Origin of the sequence: Chryseobacterium herbae, assembly GCF_025154075.1 — a bacterium.
In the GTDB taxonomy this organism is placed as follows: domain Bacteria; phylum Bacteroidota; class Bacteroidia; order Flavobacteriales; family Weeksellaceae; genus Chryseobacterium; species Chryseobacterium herbae.
In genome coordinates this window covers 124,093-144,136 of record NZ_JAOAMU010000009.1, presented here as the reverse complement: position 1 = coordinate 144,136, position 20,044 = coordinate 124,093, and the positions used below count along the sequence as shown (strand labels likewise).

15 protein-coding genes are annotated in these 20,044 nt (G+C 38.5%); 9 read left to right on the top strand and 6 right to left on the bottom strand.

The features are described from left to right. Positions 1–306 precede the first annotated feature (306 nt). Positions 307–1,197 carry a DUF72 domain-containing protein gene (locus tag N0B48_RS22560; RefSeq protein ID WP_259841723.1) on the bottom strand — a complete coding sequence of 297 codons (891 nt, stop codon included), beginning with the start codon at positions 1,195–1,197 and terminating at the stop codon, positions 307–309. Positions 1,198–1,403: 206 nt separating this feature from the next. On the opposite strand from N0B48_RS22560, the gene N0B48_RS22555 reads away from it, so the two are divergent. Further along, positions 1,404–4,589, top strand: coding sequence for a TonB-dependent receptor (locus N0B48_RS22555; protein WP_259841721.1), 3,186 nt, complete (start codon positions 1,404–1,406; stop codon positions 4,587–4,589). A 384-nt stretch (positions 4,590–4,973) separates the two neighbouring features. Here the strand turns inward: N0B48_RS22555 and N0B48_RS22550 are convergent, their stop codons facing one another. The 5 genes from N0B48_RS22550 to N0B48_RS22530 form a co-directional block, all read right to left on the bottom strand. Further along, positions 4,974–6,542, bottom strand: coding sequence for a hypothetical protein (locus N0B48_RS22550; protein ID WP_259841718.1), 1,569 nt, complete (start codon positions 6,540–6,542; stop codon positions 4,974–4,976). A gap of 6 nt (positions 6,543–6,548) precedes the next feature. Beyond that, positions 6,549–7,121: a phage tail-like protein gene (locus tag N0B48_RS22545; protein WP_259841717.1), complete on the bottom strand. Its 573-nt coding sequence runs from the start codon at positions 7,119–7,121 to the stop codon at positions 6,549–6,551. Positions 7,122–7,914: 793 nt separating this feature from the next. Further along, complete coding sequence (locus tag N0B48_RS22540) at positions 7,915–9,582, bottom strand: ribonucleoside-diphosphate reductase subunit alpha (RefSeq protein ID WP_223606731.1); 1,668 nt, start codon at positions 9,580–9,582, stop codon at positions 7,915–7,917. A gap of 48 nt (positions 9,583–9,630) precedes the next feature. Beyond that, positions 9,631–9,918, bottom strand: coding sequence for a hypothetical protein (locus N0B48_RS22535; protein WP_259841715.1), 288 nt, complete (start codon positions 9,916–9,918; stop codon positions 9,631–9,633). Positions 9,919–10,044: 126 nt separating this feature from the next. After that, the gene (locus N0B48_RS22530; protein WP_259841713.1) at positions 10,045–11,019 is read right to left on the bottom strand and encodes a ribonucleotide-diphosphate reductase subunit beta; all 975 of its coding nucleotides are present in this window, start codon (positions 11,017–11,019) and stop codon (positions 10,045–10,047) included. Positions 11,020–11,445: 426 nt separating this feature from the next. Between N0B48_RS22530 and N0B48_RS22525 the strand changes: the two genes are divergently transcribed. The 8 genes from N0B48_RS22525 (at position 11,446) to bla (ending at position 19,643) form a co-directional block, all read left to right on the top strand. Further along, on the top strand, positions 11,446–12,135 hold the full coding sequence (locus N0B48_RS22525) for an ABC transporter ATP-binding protein (protein WP_223606150.1): 690 nt from the start codon (positions 11,446–11,448) through the stop codon (positions 12,133–12,135). Positions 12,136–12,293: 158 nt separating this feature from the next. Continuing rightward, on the top strand, positions 12,294–12,611 hold the full coding sequence (locus N0B48_RS22520) for a four helix bundle protein (protein ID WP_259841710.1): 318 nt from the start codon (positions 12,294–12,296) through the stop codon (positions 12,609–12,611). A gap of 92 nt (positions 12,612–12,703) precedes the next feature. Next, positions 12,704–13,933 (top strand): ABC transporter permease, encoded by a 1,230-nt coding sequence (locus N0B48_RS22515; protein ID WP_259841709.1) that lies wholly within the window; start codon positions 12,704–12,706, stop codon positions 13,931–13,933. Positions 13,934–13,997: 64 nt separating this feature from the next. After that, complete coding sequence (locus N0B48_RS22510) at positions 13,998–15,269, top strand: ABC transporter permease (protein ID WP_223606148.1); 1,272 nt, start codon at positions 13,998–14,000, stop codon at positions 15,267–15,269. 138 nt (positions 15,270–15,407) lie between these two features. Next, the gene (locus N0B48_RS22505; protein ID WP_259841708.1) at positions 15,408–16,601 is read left to right on the top strand and encodes an efflux RND transporter periplasmic adaptor subunit; all 1,194 of its coding nucleotides are present in this window, start codon (positions 15,408–15,410) and stop codon (positions 16,599–16,601) included. Between the two features lie 120 nt (positions 16,602–16,721). Further along, complete coding sequence (locus tag N0B48_RS22500) at positions 16,722–17,285, top strand: hypothetical protein (RefSeq protein ID WP_259841707.1); 564 nt, start codon at positions 16,722–16,724, stop codon at positions 17,283–17,285. A gap of 12 nt (positions 17,286–17,297) precedes the next feature. Next, entirely contained in the window at positions 17,298–18,815 is a 1,518-nt protein-coding gene (locus N0B48_RS22495) for a glycosyltransferase family 39 protein (protein ID WP_259841706.1), read from the top strand. 78 nt (positions 18,816–18,893) lie between these two features. After that, positions 18,894–19,643, top strand: a complete 750-nt coding sequence (gene bla, locus N0B48_RS22490) for a subclass B1 metallo-beta-lactamase (RefSeq protein WP_259841705.1) — start codon at positions 18,894–18,896, stop codon at positions 19,641–19,643. The last annotated feature ends 401 nt before the right edge of the window (positions 19,644–20,044 follow it).

Sequence of the window (20,044 nt, the reverse complement as noted above, 5' to 3'; positions counted from 1 at the left end):
TTTTTTTTCCACAAAAACAGATTTTTGAGCATCTTTTTGCAGGTCCGGCTGAAAAGTTGCGGGATACGCATTCAGGAGTCAGAGTGTTTTAGAGTGTCGTGGTAAGGGTTTTAGAGTCGGAGGGTTTGAGGGTTTTAGAGTTGGGAATTTCGTGGTACGCGGTACGGGATACGGGTTGGAGAGTTGGAAATTGTAAATCCGGAAATATTAAAAGAACGACAAATACCTGGTGGCTGAGGCTCCCGAAGCCACCAGTACTAATATCTAAAATCTGATGTCTGAAGTCTGAAATCTGAAATCTAACATCTAAAACAACGTTCCATTATTATCAGTCGCCATTTGTGGAATAGGAAGATCCGTTTTCCAGTCCTCATTCATCTTTTTAATGAAATAGGCAGAAAGAAGTGGGGATGCTTTTTCAATATTCTGATGAACAAAAAAATACACATTTTGTAGTCCTTCTTTTTTCCACTTGGTCAGGTGTTTCATCCAGTCATCCAGTCTTTCATAATCACTTTCTGCATTGGCACCTACATAGCGGATGAATGCATTGGGAGTGGTAAGACGCATATGAAGCATATCTCTTCTTCCGGCAGTATCTACGATGATGTTGGTGATATTGTTGGCTTCAAAAAGCTCACAAGTCGTATTGAAAATTTCCTCATCGGTGAACCATTCGGTGTTGCGGAGCTCAATGGCTAATGGAACTTCTTTAGGCCAGTCTTTGACAAATTTCTCCAGTCTGTCATAATCTTTAGGTTTAAAATTATCATGAAGTTGAAGGAAAGCCATTCCCAGTTTATTATCAAAATTCATCACTGCTGATGCAAAGTTGGTTACCGGTTCAGTCACATCAATCAGTCTTCTGAAGTGGGAGACCGTATTGGTGATTTTTGGGAAGAATTTAAAATTTTCCGGTGTTTTTTCTTTCCAGACTTCCACCTGCTCAGGCGTGGGCATGCCATAAAAAGTAGCGTTCAGTTCAATAGAATTAAACTGCTTCGCGTAATATGTCAATTCGTCTTTGGTTCCTTTAGGGTAAAATCCTTTAAGGTCGGTTTTATTCCATTTAGCACATCCTATGGAAATATTTTCCAGTCCTTTTTTATTTTGATTTAAAATTTCCTTGGTTCTGGCGTGGTCTTTAGGAAGTGTAAAATCTATTTTTGACGGGTCTTCTACTTGTCCGAATTTCATATTAAATGATTTTATTTTTTTAAAATTAAGCATTTTTTGCCGATCTGTGCAGGAATAGAGTCTAAATTCTTCACACTTTGAGGAGGGCTGTATTAAGTTTTTTTTAAGGAAATATTAAACATTCATTTACATAATGTTAATTCTATGTTACCACACTTGATATTTCTGAGGTCTAATTTTACTCCCGAATTTGTAACAATAAAATCATGAAGAAAAAAATAATCTGTGCTTTTGCTCTATTATCCTTTGGCTTTGCATTTTCACAGGAAACCAGCTCTAAAATTTTTGGAAGGCTCAAAGGAATCTCTTCCGAGGTTACAGTGAAGGTCGTACACATTCCTACAAACAGTGCTTTCGAAACCAAAAGTAACAGCAAGGGGCAGTTCAGTTTAGACAATCTTCAGCCGGGAGGCCCATATTCCATTGAAATATCGGATGGGAAACAGATTATTTATTCTAATACCAATGTGCAGCTTTCACTGGGAAACAATGATTTGCCGGTAGTTGAAGTCAATAGGGGTGAAAAAACGATTGATGAAGTGAAGATCACTTCTAAAAAGACCGGTGCGAAATATGGTGTTGGAATCAGCCAGGCTCAGATTTCTGGACTTCCCAATATCAACAGGGGAATTCAGGATGTGACCAAACTTATTCCGCAGAGTGCCAATAATTCTTTCAACGGAACCAATTTCAGATACAACAACGTTACGATCGACGGATCTATCAATAACGATGCAATCGGCTTCAGTCCGTCTTTGGGAGGTCAGACAGGAACTTCCGGAATGCCGGGAAGCAGCACCCGTTCGAATTCGATAAGTCTGGATGCTATTCAGGATGTGCAGGTGTATATTGCACCTTATGATGTAAAACTTGGGAATTTCCTGGGGGGAAGTATTAACGCAGTAACCCGAAGCGGAAGCAATGAAGTGACAGGATCTATTTATGGATACGGAAGAAATGCTTCCATTACCGGAAACAACAGAGTGGGAGACAATTCAAAGATGCCGAGCGCTTTTCAGGATATGATTTATGGAGGAAGAGTAGGACTACCAGTGGTAAAAGACAAAGTTTTCCTGTTCACAAATCTTGAATATACCAAAAGAACAGATCCTGTATTTTATAACGCCAATGATCCCAATGCTTTAGTGAATGACGCTGTAGCTCAACAGATCTCTGATTTTGTAAAAAATAAATACGGCTTTAATGTAGGAAGCTTCGACAGCTACAACAACTTTTCAGAAAGTGCCAAGCTTTTTAATAAATTAGACTGGAAAATCAATGACAAACACACCTTATCCATTAAAAACAATACGGTGTTTTCACAGGCCTCGAATCTTGAACGAGATGGAGCAAACTTCAGATTTTCGAGCATGGATTTTATTCAGAAAAATAATGCGTCCACCACAACATTGGAGTTGAAAAGCCGTTTTAATGATAAATGGAATAATAATTTAGTCGTTGGATATTCTTCCATCCATGATTACAGAGATCCTACTTCCGGGAATGCCATGTTTCCGCAGGTGGAAATTTCCTATAACGGAGGAACTCTTCTCCTGGGGAATGATCGGGAAGCCACTGTTTTCAATATGAGACAGAAAACCTTTGAGATCACAGACAATCTTACCTATAAAGCCGGACACCACACGTTCTTACTGGGAACCCATAATGAGCTGTACAACATCAATTACGGCTTTGTTAATGCCCTGAACGGAAGGATCTCCTATAAAAACCTGACCGATTTCTATAATTCTAACCCATCAAGAATCAGAGGGACATATCCTTTTAACGGAGAAAGCAGAGAAACACTCTTTGACAATCCTTATGCACAATATAAAGTCAATCTTTTCTCCGTGTATTTTCAGGATGAGATCAATTGGGGGAGGTTAAGATTATCACCGGGCGTAAGAGTAGATTACACAGATCTTCCTAATAAGCCTAATTTAAGTACGAAGGTACAGAACTCACCTCAGGATCCGAATTTTGGAAATACCTACACCTATACGCCGCTAGGCCAACTTTCGAATGATTATCTCAATAAACCTACAATTTCTCCGAGATTAGGATTTAATCTCGATCTTACGGAAGACAGGTCTATGGTTTTAAGAGGAGGTTCGGGTATTTTTGTGGGCAGAATTCCTTTTGCATGGTTAGGGTATGCTTATTATAATGATGGTGTAGGTTTCGGAAGCTACGATTATAATGCTCCGACTGCTGCTCAGCTGTCTGCTAATGGAGATCCTCTGGTAAGCGGTAATTTCCCGAAATGGCAGAACTCTTCAAAGGTTCAGGTAGACCTTATAGACAACAATTTTAAAATGCCGCGAGTATGGAGAAGCTCTTTAGCCTTTGATTATACATTGGCGGGATACAAACTTACGCTGGAAGGGATTTACACAAAGGTACTTTATGACCTGAAATTCCAGCAGGTGAATAAAACGGATAATGTGACGTATTTCAGCTATGATACCAATCACGAAATGCCGGTGTATACAACCAATATCAACAGCAATTTCTCGAATGCCTATCTTTTGTCCAACACCAAGGAAGGATACCGTTACAACCTGACGGCGCAGATTTCCAAATCTTATAATTTCGGGTTTAATTTCTTCGTAGCCTATACGTATGGTGATGCAAAAGACATTACCAACGGAATCAGAAATTCAATGGAGAGCAACTGGCAGATGAATCAGTCTCTGACTCCGAATGATCCTAAGCTTACAACCTCCAATTTTGCCATCAAAAACAGAGTAGTAGCCAATCTGGGATACAGTCTTGAACTTTCAAAATCCAACAGATTATCTGCTAACGTATACTTTAACGCTCAATCCGGAAACCCTTTCAGCTGGGGATTTGTAAACAGCACGATTGCGAATACAGGTCAGGCCGCAGGACTTTCTTATGTGTTTAAAGATGCTGCAGAAGCCGCCAAATATATCGTTCCTATAAAAGATGCAGCAGGAAATGTCCTGGTAACTGCCCAACAGCAAATCGCAGATTATGAGAATTTTGTGGGTGGAAATAAATATCTGAACTCCAGAAGAGGAAAATTCACAGAAAGAAACGGTGATGTTACGCCATGGAATATTCAGGCCGATTTCAAAATTATGGATGAGATCAGACTCAGCGAAAAATCTAAAAATAATATCCAGATTTCAATAAGCATTATCAATCTTACCAATTTGCTGAATAAAGATTGGGGTAAAGTATATTTTGTACCCAATACCTTTAACTCTACCGCCAGTGTAGGGCTTACGAAAGTTGGAAATGTAGCGGCCGGTCAGCCTTCTGCAGGTGATCCTACCTATAATTTCAAAACACCGGGGCTGCCTTATACCATTGATCAGTTTGCATCGAGATTCCAGGCGCAGTTGGGAGTGAGATATAATTTTTAATCATTAGTCTTTCATTTTTTTACTTATAATTTTTTCAACGATCCGGATTTTCTTTCCGGGTCGTTTTTTTTATAATTGTAACAGAATTGATCACATCGTCATTGCGAGGAGCGTAGCGACGAAGCAATCTCATCATTCCCCTTGCTGAAAACCTCTGATTTTCTTGCGCCTTAAATATTCATATAGTTTAAAAACCTTGCGCGCTTTGCGATCGAAGAAATAACAGCATCAATAGAGTTTTTTTGCATCACATTAAAAATAATATACACAAACAGAATATCTTCAAACAATCTGATAACCCAGGTATTATAAAACAAAAACCATAGAAAAGTCTATGGTTTTTTGCTGCTTTTTTATAATGGTATTTGTGTTTTCTTCTGTGTCTTATTTTACACCCTGTGTTACCATTCTGTTGGAAATCACGGAATAGATACATCCTGTGGTTTTTAGATTGACAGTGATGGTTGCCGGAACCGAGCGGTAAGCGGTGTCACCATAAGGTTCAATGATCTTTCCGTTTGAATCTTTTACCGTTCTTCCTTTTGCGGTGTACGTCATTGTAGCTGTTCCCGTAAATCCGCTTGAAGGATTGAAAGTCACAATACCAGTCGATTTATTATAAGTCCATGTTCCCTGTGGAGTTACTTTTTTGCGGTACAGCGTAAGATCTGTATCACTGCTTTTTGTAAAACTGAAGGTTGAATAATCGATATTTGTATTGCTTGCCGTAGGCGGAGTTGTAATGCTGATAGCTCCCTTATAGGCTATATCATTAGCGAAAACCGGAATATTCACAGGCTGAAACTTACAGGTAGAAGTCACATCATCGTTCGTCACGGCTGCATAAGGAAGCGTTAATTTCACATTTCTGATGATATGCTGCTGAAACGCGGCTCCTGTAGCGGCTGCAAAACCTAACTTCAGAACAGCCGGAACTGTTGCGTCCAGTGTTTGAGAAGTGGCGGTTCCTTCCGTATCTGAAGTATTAAAATCAGAAGTCTGCGGATTCGCATTTTCAGTGTAAGGCACTGAAGTTTTATAATGATAATAGTTGATAATATTTGTAGGAGTTCCGTTTTGAGTGGTCTGAATATCCACTTTGATATCAAATCCATCCGTTGTTGTCGGGCTGGTAAAATGCGGAATCAGGTCAAGATAGACTTTTCTGAATTCTCCGGCATTGTTTCTGAGGTCAAAAACGGAGGCCAGCGTATTGGAAGTCGCTAAGTAGCTTCTGTCAGCCTGTAGGATTCTACCCACAGCTCCCGTGTTGCTTAAGGTAGAACGGGTTACCAAAACAGGATATCCTGTAAATCCGGCTCCGAGACCTGTTGTATTGATCGCAGCCCCTCTTGCCCCTCTTAAAGTGACATGACTGGCCGCTTGGCTCCATGTTACGCCTGAAATACCATTCACTCTGGAGTCGCCCTGAAAACGTTTGGATTTAAAATTCCCGAACTCATCCAGTGCAATACCCAGATAAGCTCCTGATAAACCTGCTTTTCTCTGGCTGGCATAAGTATCCTTTGTTCTGTTGTAAGAATATCCGATTCCGGCACCAGGTGATCCTATGGTAGGGCTGGTGACGGCTCCGTCATAAAGGAAGAATGATAAACCATCTCCAAAAGTACCCCCTAAGGCAGTTCCATTTTTCATCTCATATTCAAATTCAACATGAAGTCCGTTAACCGAAGTGAAAGTTCTTCCGTTGATAAACAATCCTCCAAACTGCCCCGAACTGGCGGGCGTAAGCTGTACTCCGGTAGCCGTATGTGAGGCATTTCCCTGTATTGAAAGTTCTGAGGCCGAAGAAGCATTCATCAGCGAACTCGAATAGGAATAAAACCCGTAAATACTGGCTACTTCAGTACTATCTGTCTGCGCATACACGAAATGGGTAAGCAGTACGAAAACCAGGCTCATCAGGGACAGCCCTTTATAATTCTTTTTCATAGCTGCTTATTTTACAACAAATACGATGTTGATGAAAGACGCTGAAGTAGCATTTGATAAAACATCGTAATTCAATACGCCCGTGCTGCTGATGCTGTTGATTTTGAAAACAGAAGTATCATAGCCCGTTACATAATAGTACAGATCTGTTGCATTGGGAAAAAACGGAATCGAAGCAGGCGCTGATGCACTTCTTGCATTAGTCGGTACGTTCGAAAACTGGTTTTTATACATGGTGTACAGATCTTTCGTTTGTCCGGTTCCGGTAGTGGTAGTATCAAAAACTACGCTTGGCATGTAGAAAAATTTAGCTACATACGGAGAAAGACATACCCAGTCCGGAGCTGCAGGAGTACCTACATTCTGACTGATACATTTTTTGTTTGTGTCAAAAATAACGAGGCCTGTTGCCGGATTGGTGACTAATGAAAGATTGCTGATTCTTGGTAGTAAAACTCCTTTGGAAGTACTTGTGACGTCTAAAACGGAGCTTGGATTAGGTGAAGAAGTGTTGATACCCACCTGTGCAGTAATGGAGCAAAAAGCCATTACCAAAACTAAAGTAATAATTTTGTACATGTTCGAAATAATTTTTTTTGTGTGTTTTGTACTATTAACAAACTTCTTGCCAATAGAAAATTAAATGTTTAATATGAAGTTTTTGTGTATTTTATATTGTAACTGATATTTGTTTATGATTAATTTTAATTTCTAAATTTGTGTTGTGTTTAAATTCATCATTTAGTGAATTGTATACAAGTGTTTTGTGTGTTTTTGTTTATTTTAATACATTTCTATATTCTCCCTTTTTATTTTGTATAGTGAAGAAAGTTTAATTTCTCAGTATAATTAAAAAATGCATTATTTTCACTTATGGGTCTATTTTGCTTGTAAATGTTTAATTTTAATAACATAGGATATTCACTAAAAAATCATAGCAGATTACCTGTATTAAATAGAAGTCTCAATTGTGTTTCTGTTATTATTTAATATCAAGAAAAGTCTGATTTTAAAATAATATTTTCATTAAAAAGTTAATTTGTTTAGTAGATTTTAAACAAATGTATATAAAATTGATTGATATTAATAACGGAAAGCCTTTAGTAGAGGGACTTGATTCACTGGTCGGGGAGTGGAAGGCTGATATTTTCAATGTTCATGAATGATTAACGGAAAATAACTTTTTAAAATGTAAATGTTAAATTTTTGTTAAAATTCATATTCATCTGTTTATGAGCTTTTTTATAGTACTTTATAGCTAGCATTTCCCAGAATATGTGTTATTTATTCCTGATGTTAAATTTTTTGAAATAAAAAAAGCACGCTGAAAAGCGTGCTTTACTATATGCTGATGTTTATTATTTATTAAGTCTTATGCCTCACAAGCAGAACAGCTCACGAAATTAACCATCATTTCCTTAGAAACTGAAGAACTTCTTTGATAATAAAGTGTTTTTACTCCTTTTTTCCATGCTTCGATGTAAAGATAGTTGACGTCTTTTACCGGCATTGTAGATGGGATCTGTAAGTTCAGAGACTGAGCCTGGTCGATATACTGCTGTCTTTGGGCAGCCTGAGAGATAATTTCCATCGGAGAGATCTCTTTGAACGTTTTGAATACTGCTTTCTCCTCATCGGTAAGCTCTTTCAAATGCTGTACAGAACCGTGGTTCAGCATGATCGTTCTCCATGTTTCTTCGTTGTCCAAACCTTTTTCTTCCAGTAATTTAGCCAGATATTTGTTCTTACGCATAAAGTTTCCTTTCGCAAGACCTGCTTTGTAATAGTTGGACGCAAACGGCTCGATTCCCGGAGAAGTCTGTCCCAGGATCGCAGAACTTGAAGTCGTAGGAGCAATAGCCATTGTTGTGGTATTTCTCAATCCGTATCCTTTCAATAATTCTGGTTCACCGTATATGTTTGCTAATTCTCTTGAAGCAGTTTCTGCCTGCTCTTTGATGTGTCTGAAAGCTCTTGCATTGAACTGAGTCGCTTCAAAACTTTCAAACGGAATCATATTTTTCTGTAAATAAGAGTGGTATCCTAAAACTCCCAATCCAAGCGCTCTGTGGCGTAATGCGAAGTTTCTGGCTCCTTGTAGATAATAGTTTCCTTCTGTTTTTTCGATGAATTCAGTTAAGACTGCATCGAGGAAGTAAACAGCCAGTTTTACAGCGTCTGTATCTTTCCACTCGTCATACAGTTCCAGGTTCATGGAAGACAGACAGCAGATGAAAGATTCTTCTCTGGTAGAAGGAAGCATGATTTCAGAGCAAAGGTTACTAGCATTGACAGGCATTCCAAGATCTTTATAAACCTGCGGCTTGTTTCTGTTAACGTTATCGGTAAAGAAAATGTATGGAAGACCTTTCTGCTGGCGGCTTTCAAGAACTCTTGCCCAGATTTTTCGCTTATCCATATCACCATCGATCATATCCTGCATCCAGTAATCAGGAACACAAATTCCTGTAAATAAGTTCTGGATCGGGCTTCCGATATCTTTGATGGATAAGAATTCTTCAATATCACCATGGTCAATATCCAGATAAGCAGCAAAAGCACCTCTTCTTACACCTCCCTGAGAAACGACATCCATTGCGGTATCGAATAATTTCATGAACGAAACCGCTCCTGAAGATTTTCCGTTATCTGTTACGGCAGTACCTCTGTTTCTCAATTCCCCGAAATATCCTGAGGTTCCACCTCCGATCTTCGTCTGCATGATTACTTCACCCATTTTGTGGGTAATGCCTTCAATGCTATCTGGAATGTGTACGTTGAAACAAGAAATAGGAAGACCTCTCTGTGTTCCCATATTCGCCCATACGGGAGATGAGAAACTGATCCATCCTTTGGTGATCATTTCTTTGAAAGCAGCCTGTAATTCAGGTTTGTATAATTTTTTTGCAGCTGCCGTTGTAATTCTGTCGATGGCTCCGTCCACAGTTTCTCCCTTTAGGAGATATCCTCTGTTCAGCATCTGCTCAGACTCTTCATTGAGCCACCATATATTTGAATTTTGCTCTTCCATAGATGTTATATTTTCGAATTCCGGGGCAGTTTTTATGCTTCGGAATTTTGTTGCTTTTTATATTGATTGTAAAATTTCCACTTTGTGCGTGCCGTTCAGTCCGCTTTCGTCTCTTAATCGTTGAAACTCTTTAAAAGACGGTACATTTAAAACCTCATGCTGAACCTCTTCATTGATATAGTTTGAATAATGTAAAAAAGTAACACCGTCTTCTTTTACATAAACCTTATACTCAAATGCCTCCTGATCCAGATTTTTAAAATCATCCAGAAACTTTTGAATATGGATTTTGTTTTCTGAAACGTATTCAGGGTTTACGGTGTAGGTTACGATTACATTAATCATTTTTTGTGCTTTGAATTATCGTGTTATTCCAGGGAACGAAAACTTATTAAGATGATGCAAATTGAATATTATTGCTAATACTATCTGCTTTGACGCTCGCTTCACTCGCGCCCACCCACATTGATATTAAAACAAATCGTTCGCCGTAATACTCTTATCGTGTTTTGTATAATCCACCGGTCTTTTTGCAAAGAAGTCATCCATAGAGTTCGCGAAAACTTCCTCTTCAAACCATTTCATTGGACGGTATTGCTCAGGAGTAACGTTGTAACGGGTTTCCATGTCGATTTTCTTCAAGCTGTCGTCTACACGGTATTTCATGAAGTTCAGAAGATCTTCTTTTGAGAAAACGGTTAATTCTCCCAGTTCAAAGATCCAGTCTAAAATTTCACCTTCCAACTCGATAGACTGATCTACCAGGGTGTAGATGTCTTCGATGTCAGAATCTGTTAACAGATCAGGTTGTTCCTCACGGATTTTGTTGATCAGGTAGATTCCGGCGTTAGCGTGAATTTGCTCGTCGATAGAAGTCCATGCGATGATATTGGAAACGTTCTTCATATATCCTTTGAATCTTGTGAAAGAAAGGATGATCGCGAATTGTGAGAAAAGCGATACGTTTTCGATCAGGATACTGAATAATAAAAGGGAAGATACGTATTCTTTCGGTGTAGTGGAATTGGCATGTTTCAAGACGTTTGAAAGGAAATCGATTCTCTTTTTTACGGCAGGAATTTCTATGACGTTGGTAAACTCTTCATTATATCCCAATACCTCTACCAAACGGGAATAGGCTTCGGAATGGCGAAATTCACATTCTGCAAAAGTAGCTCCAAGGCCATTCAGTTCAGGTTTTGGTAAGTGGTTGTATAGGTTTCCCCAGAATGTCTTTACAGACACCTCGATCTGTGCAATGGCAAGCAATGCATTTTTCACAGCGTGTTTTTCGTTCGGCTCTAACTGCGAATGAAAATCCTGAACATCTGCAGTAAAATCCACTTCCGAATGCACCCAGAACGATTTGTTGATCGCCTCTACAAACTGAAGAACCTCAGGGTATTCAAATGGCTTGTAACTTACTCTCTTATCGAAAATTCCCATATTAAAATATCTTTAAAATTAAATAATCAGCATCACTGTGGATAACGTGGAAGTAATGCTTAACTTCTTGTATGTTTGGTATTTACGTGAGAAACATATTCACATTGGTGACTGGAGGTTTCTTGTAAAGAACTAATGACAAAGTTCGAAAAAAAGAACTGATTTTGAAAGGGGTAAATACTAATTGGCTGAGTTTTAACTCTAAAAGTTTTCCACATTTACATGAAACCAGCACGAATAATGGCTTAGAAGGGGTTGTGAAGAAAAAATAAATGAAAAAACACACTTACAGTTAAACAGTTTAATGTAATGTACTATAAACAAAGGTGAAATTAATTAAACAATAAAATATTCGAATAAATTATTGTTCTTGTAACAAATTGAAAGTATCGTCTACTTATATGGGTATAAAACAAGCATCACTTAATGTTAGTAATTCAGGATTTACATAAATCATACGATACGGGGAAAAGCAAGCTGCACGTTCTTAAGGGTATTAATCTTAATATTTCCGAAGGCGAGTTTGTTTCTATTATGGGAAGTTCCGGGTCCGGAAAGTCCACGCTTCTTAATATCATCGGTATTCTGGATGAAAAAGATTCAGGGACTTATGAGCTGGACAACGTTCCTATCGAACATCTTTCTGAGGTGAAAGCGGCAGAGTACAGAAGTAAGTTTCTGGGCTTTATATTTCAGTCTTTCAACCTGATCAGCTATAAAACGGCTCTGGAAAATGTAGCGCTTCCTTTATACTATCAGAATGTTCCCAGAAAAGAACGTAACAAAAAAGCAATGGAATATCTGGAGAAAGTAGGTCTTGCTCAATGGGCAGATCACTTACCCAACGAACTTTCCGGTGGACAGAAACAGAGGGTAGCTATCGCAAGAGCGCTGATCACAGATCCTAAGGTAGTTCTGGCAGATGAGCCAACCGGAGCATTGGATTCCAAAACAACGCATGATATTATGAAACTTCTTCAGGACATCAATAACGAAGGGAGAACCATTATCGTTGTCACCCACGAACCGGATGTAGCTGCACAAACGAAAAGAAACGTTATCCTGAAAGACGGCATCATTGAAAGTGATGAGTTTATTAAGCAGGTTGTTTTGTAAACAATGGTGAATGGTGAATTATCAATTTTAATTAAGTAATAAAGAACACACAAATACAAATGAAAAAAAGTAATCATGTTTTTGAATCTGAACCATTATAAACTTGATGTTTATCAATCGGCCAGACAGTTAAGAATTGAATGTTATAAATTTTATCTGTGATTCCGGATAGTGAGAGATTTAATCTTACAGATCAGATACGCAGAGCTTCAACTTCGGTTGTATTGAATATAACAGAAGGGTGTTCCAGAAAGTCGGAAATTGAAAGAAAAAGATATTTTGAAATAGCCAGAGGTTCGGTGATAGAACTAGATTCGTGTTTTGATATCGTTATAGATTGTAATTATATCAAAAAAGAAGAATTAATAAAAATTGGAAACTTAATAAAAACAACATTTATCTTGTTAAGTGGGATGTTGAAAAAAAGTGTAAAAAATAATTGTGAATTGTCAATAGAGGATAAAAATTTATTTTAGAAACAATTCTATCATTGACAACAAGGTTAATTGACTTCGAAGAAAATTTACAACGCAGTTAATTGACTTTTTACAAAGTAAAAAATAAAACTATGTTTGACCTAGATCGTTGGCAGGAAATATTCAGTTCTATTCGCAGTAATGTATTGCGGACGGTGCTTTCGGGGTTTACAGTGGCTTTGGGGCTGTTTATTTTTGTGGTTCTTTTCGGAATAGGAAAGGGGCTTCAGAATGCTTTTACCGAAGGTTTTGCAAGAGATGCACAGAATCTGATCACGATCTATACGGGTAAAACCACCATGGCTTATAAAGGGCTTCAGTCTGACAGAACAGTCACCATGAATAATGACGACTACGACTTCCTGATCAATGCAGATAAAGACAAAGTAGGCGATGCCAGCCCGAGATACACCACAAGTTTAATGGTGAAATACGGCAAAGAAAGCGGTACTTACCAGGTAAATGGTGCAGAACCGGGAGAAAAGGTCATTGAGAACAGAAAAATGCTGGACGGACGTTATCTGACGGATATGGATCTTCAGAGAAAGCAAAACGTTGCCGTAATCGGAAGAATGGTTCAGCGTGACCTGATTAAGAACGGAAGTCCGGTAGGAAAAGACCTGAACATCAATGGAACCATGTTCAAAGTGGTAGGCGTATTTTCTGATGACGGAGGAGACTGGGACGAAAGACATATTGCAGTTCCTATCACGACACTTCAGCAAATGAAAAAAGGCTCTGATACGGTATCGACGGTATATATCGCCTATAATGAAAAGTTGAGTCCCGAACAAGCCATTAAATATGGTGACGAACTTAAAGACAGATTAAAATCAAGAAAGAATGTTGCTCCAGACGATGAAAACGGAGTCCGTGTCTGGAATAATGCCAAGAATATGAATGAAACCTTCCAGTTTATGGCCGTACTGACCATTATTGTAGGTTTTATCGGGATGGGAACATTATTGGCGGGGATCATCGGGATCAGTAACATCATGGTGTATATCGTTAAAGAAAGAACCAAAGAGATCGGTGTCCGTAAGGCTATCGGTGCCAAACCAAGAAGTATTGTAGCGCTGATTGTGCAGGAAAGTGTCGTAATAACGGTAGTTTCAGGTATTGTTGGAGTGGGAATAGGCGTTCTGGCACTCAGCTTAATCGGAGACAGTCTCGAAGAATATTTTATCAAAAGTCCTAGCGTAGGCTGGGTGACCATCTTTATGGCATTTATTGCTTTGGTATTTTCAGGGCTTATTGCAGGATTTGTTCCGGCGTACAGAGCTTCGAGAATCAAACCGATAGAGGCGTTAAGAACCGAATAGTGATGTGATGATCAATTATCATTTATCAATCATCAATTATATTTTAAACTTATAACTCAAAGAAGTGAACATATTATTTAAAAAAGATACTTGGCAGGAAATTTATTATTCACTGAGGAATAATAAGCTTCGTACGTTCCTTACCATGATTGGTGTAGGCTGGGGAATGTTTTTGTATGTGAGTCTTCTTGGAGCAGCAAAAGGGATGGAGAATGGTTTTGATAAACTATTTTCCGGATTTGCTACCAATTCTATTTTTCTTTGGGCTCAGAAAACTTCCATTCCTTATGATGGATTTCCCAAAGGCAGACAGGTTCATCTCAACTTATCCGATATGGATATGCTGAAAAGAAAAGTAAGTGCTATCGATTATATCTCACCCCAAAATGCAAGAGGAAGCTTTACCGGAACACCTGGCGAATCGATGTCCAGAAACGGAAAAAACGGGACTTATTCGCTTACGGGGGATTACTCGGTGGGAAATAAAATTTCAGAGAAGAAACTTATTTTCGGACGTTATATCAATGATGCCGATGTGATGGGAAATAAAAATGTAGTGGTGATTGGAGAAGAGATCTACAAGAACTTCTTTGATGCCAAGAAAAAAGAAAATCCGGTAGGAAAACAGGTCAATATAAAAGGAATATTTTTTAACGTGATCGGAGTTTTCAGGGTGAAAAAAGGGGGTGGATTTGAAAATGACCAGACTGCATTTATTCCCCTTTCCACGTATACCAAAATGTATAATGCCGGAGAACAGATTGACATGTTTGCGATTGTAAGTAAGCCCAATGCCAATGTAAACGGAGTAGAGGAAGATGTAAAGCAGGTACTGAAAACTCAAAATAAAGTATCTCCCGAAGACACCAATGCTTTTGGAAGTTTCAACTTAGGAAAAGAATTTAAAAAACTGACGGGATTCCTTACCGGAATGCAGCTTCTCACCATTATCGTAGGAACGCTGACCATTCTTGCAGGAGTTATCGCCATCTCGAATATCCTTCTGATCACCGTAAAAGAAAGAACCAAAGAAATCGGTATTCGGAGAGCTTTAGGCGCAAAACCTGCCGAAGTAAGAAACCAGATTCTGTTGGAAAGTGTAGTGATTACGCTGTCCTCGGGGATTCTCGGATTCATGTGCGGAATCTTTGTCCTCATTATTTTAAATGCAGTGACGCAGAACCAGGATGAATTCCCTTTCTATAATCCGACGGTCAATTACGGAAACGTATTCGGAGCTATGGCTGTAATGGTGATCCTGGGCCTTATTATCGGAATGATCCCGGCACAGAGAGCCGTAAAAATCAGACCTATTGAAGCATTGAGATCGGAGTAATGCTGATGTGTTAATTTGAAAATGAAATAATTTGGAAATTTGAAAATAGGGACGGATTTTTTTAATGTTTAAATCGTTAAATATTTAAATCTTTTCAATCAATTTCCTCCTTTTAATAGTAAAAAATAAACTAGAAATATGAAAAAGAAATTCACTTGGAAAAAAGCCATTTATATTGTACTGGGGCTTTTATTTGCAGTGGCATTGTTCTTCGGGATCGGGTATCTCGTGAAATCAAATTCTAAAGAGAGTGAAGCTTTCCTGACCAGAAAACCATCGTACCAGAACATGGAAGATAAGGTGATGGCGACAGGAAAAATTGTTCCGAAAGAAGAAATTGAGATCAAGCCGAACATTGCGGGAATCATTGATAAAATTTTGGTAGATGAAGGCGATAAAGTGGTAGCAGGACAGCTGATCGCTACCGTGAGAATTATTCCTAACATTGCTGATGTGAACAACGCTCAGCAGGAAGTGGTAAACTCTCAGCTGCAGATCAGTAATGCCCAAATGAATGTTGAAAATATGCAGAAGCAGTATGCTATGCAGGAAAAACTGTTTAAGCAGGGTGTAATTTCTAAGCAGGAGTATTTAAACTCACAGCAGCAATTGTTTTCACAACAGCAGAGTCTTAGAAATGCTAACCAACAGTTGGCGACGGCTCAAAAAAGATTACTGATTGTAAAAACCGGAGCGACTCCTGAACTTCAGGGGCTGGCCACAACACAGATCCGTTCCAAAGCATCAGGTACCGTTCTTGAAGTTCCTGTGAAAGTAGGAAGCCAGGTAATCGAGGCCAACTCGTTCAATGCAGGTACAACGATCTGTTCTATTGCAGACCTTAATTATTTGATCTTTCAGGGAGAAATAGATGAAGCTCAGGCTGGAAAGCTGAAGCAGGGAATGGATATGAAAATCGTGATCGGTGCCCTTCAGAACAAAACATTCCCGGGAAAACTGACGATGATCGCGCCTAAAGGAAAAGACAACTTGGGAACCATCAAATTTCCGGTAGAAGGAGATGTAACGAATCCTAACAATGAATATATCAGAGCCGGTTTCTCTGCCAACGGAGAAATTGTACTTAAATCTGAGAAAAACGCATTGCTGTTGGATGAATCACTGGTTCAGTACGAAAAGAAAAACGGTAAAGACACACCTTTCGTAGAAGTAAAGCAGAAGGATGGAAAGTTCAAGAAAGTATATGTGAAATTAGGGGCCAGCGATGGAATCAATGTACAGATCCTTTCAGGAATCAGCAAAGACTCTGAAGTGAAAGTATGGAACCCTTCCGATAAAGACAAGGAAGAGCTTAAAGAAAAGAAAAAATAGTAAACAATCACTATATATTTAAACTGTAAAATCCTGGGAAATTTTTCTCAGGATTTTTTTATGGATAAGGTCTGTTCATCTCTGAAATGGAATTGGTAAATTTGATACTAAAATAAAGACATGTGCAGGTATGCCCGAAAAACATATAAATCCCATTACACCTGTTTTAAATGCAGAAAATCATTTAAGCAGACCGATACGTATGATATCCTTTCAAGAATTGAAAAAGAAAAAGTCTATCACCAGCCGGATGGAACGATAAGAAAAGTGGGCGATGTTTTTACAAAAGCTAAAAAAGAAGAACTGGATGCACTGGTAGAAGAGATCAACGCAAGGCAAATCAAATGTCCCGAATGTGGAAATCTGATGGCAGACCTGGGATGGGATTTTAAAGCCCCAAAAAAAACCGCTGTTAAAGAATGGAAAATTGTAGAAGGCCTCTTTATCATTGGAAGGTGTTTTCACAGCTGCGGGTGTGACGGGATTGGTTACATTCCCCAAAACTCTAAAGACTATGAAGAGTACTTAAAAAATACTTTGGAAGAGTACAAAGACAACGTCCTCAGCGGCCAAAATAAAACGGACCGGGAATTTCCTGAAAAACGTGAATATATTCAATTTTGGACACGAAAAGTATCCGATGTCAAAGCAGAAATAATCCGTCAGAAATTTGAAACAGCTTAAAATCATCCTCCCATGAAGAAAAACTACCTGATTCTCTTTTTCTTTATCATCGCAAAATTCATTCTCCAGTATTCCCTCATCAGCCCTGAATATGAACTGCACCGGGATGAATACTTACACCTTGATCAGGGCAGGCATCTTGCGTGGGGATACCTTTCTGTGCCGCCCGTTAATTCATGGCTGGCTTGGCTGGTTAAAATAGCCGGAGGTTCAGTCTTTTGGGTTAAATTTTTTCCGGCCCTCTTCGGAGCATTGACGATTGTTGTGGTTTGGAAAATAATTGAAGAACTTCAGGGTAATTTATATGCCAAAATTCTGGCCTCAACGGGAATTCTGCTTTCAGTACTGCTCCGGCTCAATATGCTTTTTCAGCCGACTTCTCTGGAAGTTCTTCTTTGGACACTTATGTATTATGTACTGACCAGGTATTTTAATTCCGAAAAAATAAAATGGCTCTACATAGCCGCTGTGATCTTCGGAATAGGTTTCCTGAATAAATACAATATTGTCTTTTCCGTATTGGGAATTATCCCCGCTGTTCTACTGACAAAGCAGAGGAAGATCTTTCTCCAGCCCCATCTTTATGGTGCCGGATTATTAGCCCTTATGATTATGCTGCCCAATCTGCTGTGGCAATATAGTAACGGTTTTCCTGTGATCCACCATATGAAAGAACTCGCAGAAAGACAGCTGGTACATGTCGATAGATTTGACTTTTTTAAATCCCAGATTTTGTTTTTTATAGGCTCATTTTTAGTAATCATAGCAGGATTGTATGCCTTGCTGTTTTATAAGCCGTTTGAGAAATTCAGGTCTTTCTTTTGGATGTATATCGTGACGATCGTCCTGTTTGTATTTTTTAAGGCTAAAGATTATTATGCCATTGGTCTTTATCCTGTATTAATAGGATTCGGGGCTGTTTTTCTGGCTCCTATTTTTGAGAATGGCTGGAAGAAATTTCTTAAACCGGTCTTTATTGTACTTCCTATTTTGCTATTTCTACCGTTGTATCAGGTCGCTTTTCCCAATAAAAGTACGGAATACATTATCAGTCATCCCGAACCGTACAAAAAAATGGGACTGCTCCGTTGGGAAGATGGGGAAGATCATCCGCTACCTCAGGATTTTGCAGATATGCAGGGCTGGAAAGAGCTTGCTGAAAAAGTAGATAAAGAATATGCCCACCTGTCAAAATCCGGAAATACACTAGTTCTCTGTGATAATTACGGACAGGCAGGAGCCATCAATTATTATTCAAAAAATGATATAAAAGCGGTTTCCTTTAATGCAGATTACATCAATTGGTTTGATCTGAGTAAAAAGTATGCTAATCTGATTCGCGTGAAAGAATTTTCCAAAGATGAAGATGAACTCAAAGAAACAGGTCATTATTTTAACAGCGGTAAAGCGGCTGATTCCATTGTCAATAAGTTTGCCAGGGAAAAGGGAACTACCATCTTTAGTTTTGAAGGAGCTAAAATTGATATCAGGAAGAAAATTCAAAGTGAAATTGATACAGCGAAATGGTGATATTAACACTTAATTAACTATGGCTTATCCCCTTAGAGGGAGAAATATTTTCTAATTTAGCTGTAATGTAATACACCTATGAAATCACTGTCTAAAATTTTGCTGTTATCCTCAGCGCTGTTTGCTTTTAGCTGTACTTCTCAGAAAAAACAGGAGAAAGCTAAAGTGATGTACAAAACTGATAATTTGTCTATCATTCAACTGTCGGATGGTATTTATCAGCATATATCCTATTTAAATACGGATTCATTTGGAAAAGTGGAATGCAATGGAATGATTGTAAAAGATGGTAATGAAACCGTAATTCTGGATACACCAACCAACGATAAAAGCTCTGAAGAATTGATTTCATGGATCAAAAATAACCTTCATTCAAAGGTGAATGCCGTTGTTGCGACCCATTTTCATGATGACTGTCTGGGCGGACTGAAAGAATTTGATAAAAATAATATTCCGTCTTATGCCAATAATAAAACCATAGAGCTGGCAAAACAAACGGGCGCCAACGTTCCCGGTCACGGATTCAATGACACCTTAACTCTGAATGCTGGAAAACATAAAATTGTATTGAAATACTTTGGAGAAGGACATACAAAAGACAATGTTGTTGCTTATATTCCTGATGAAAAAGCCATGTTCGGAGGTTGTTTGATCAAAGAAGTAGATGCTACGAAAGGCTATCTGGGTGATGCTAATGTTCAGGCCTGGTCTCAAACCGTTGAAAAAATAAAAGCCCAATATCCCGACGTGAAGATCGTAATGCCGGGACATGGAGAAATAGGAGGGCAGGAACTTTTAGACTATACCATTAAACTGTTTAAGAATTAAACTATTCGAGCGTGTTAAAGAATATGGCTGGAAGATGGAAGAGGGAGGCTGGAAGTTACTATCCGTCATGTTAGCTCTGATAGTTAAATTAAATTTGATAAAAAATATAAATCTCTTTTCGGGTTTTCCATAACTTCCTTCTTTCATTCTCAAACTTCCTTTCTTTAAGCAAAACTTTTCCATCATATATCAACTGACAGCTGATTTTAAATTCTTTACAGGTTTAAAATCAGCTGTTTTTCTTTATCCTTTCTTTCATCAAATGATCATGATAGAAAATATTAATGCAACATTGTTACTTTAATTAAATTTTGTATTAACTTTGTCAAAGCAAAAGAGAAAAACAAAGAAGTTGAGACAGGCTTATGGTAAACCTTCTCACAGCAATCATCATTCATCAT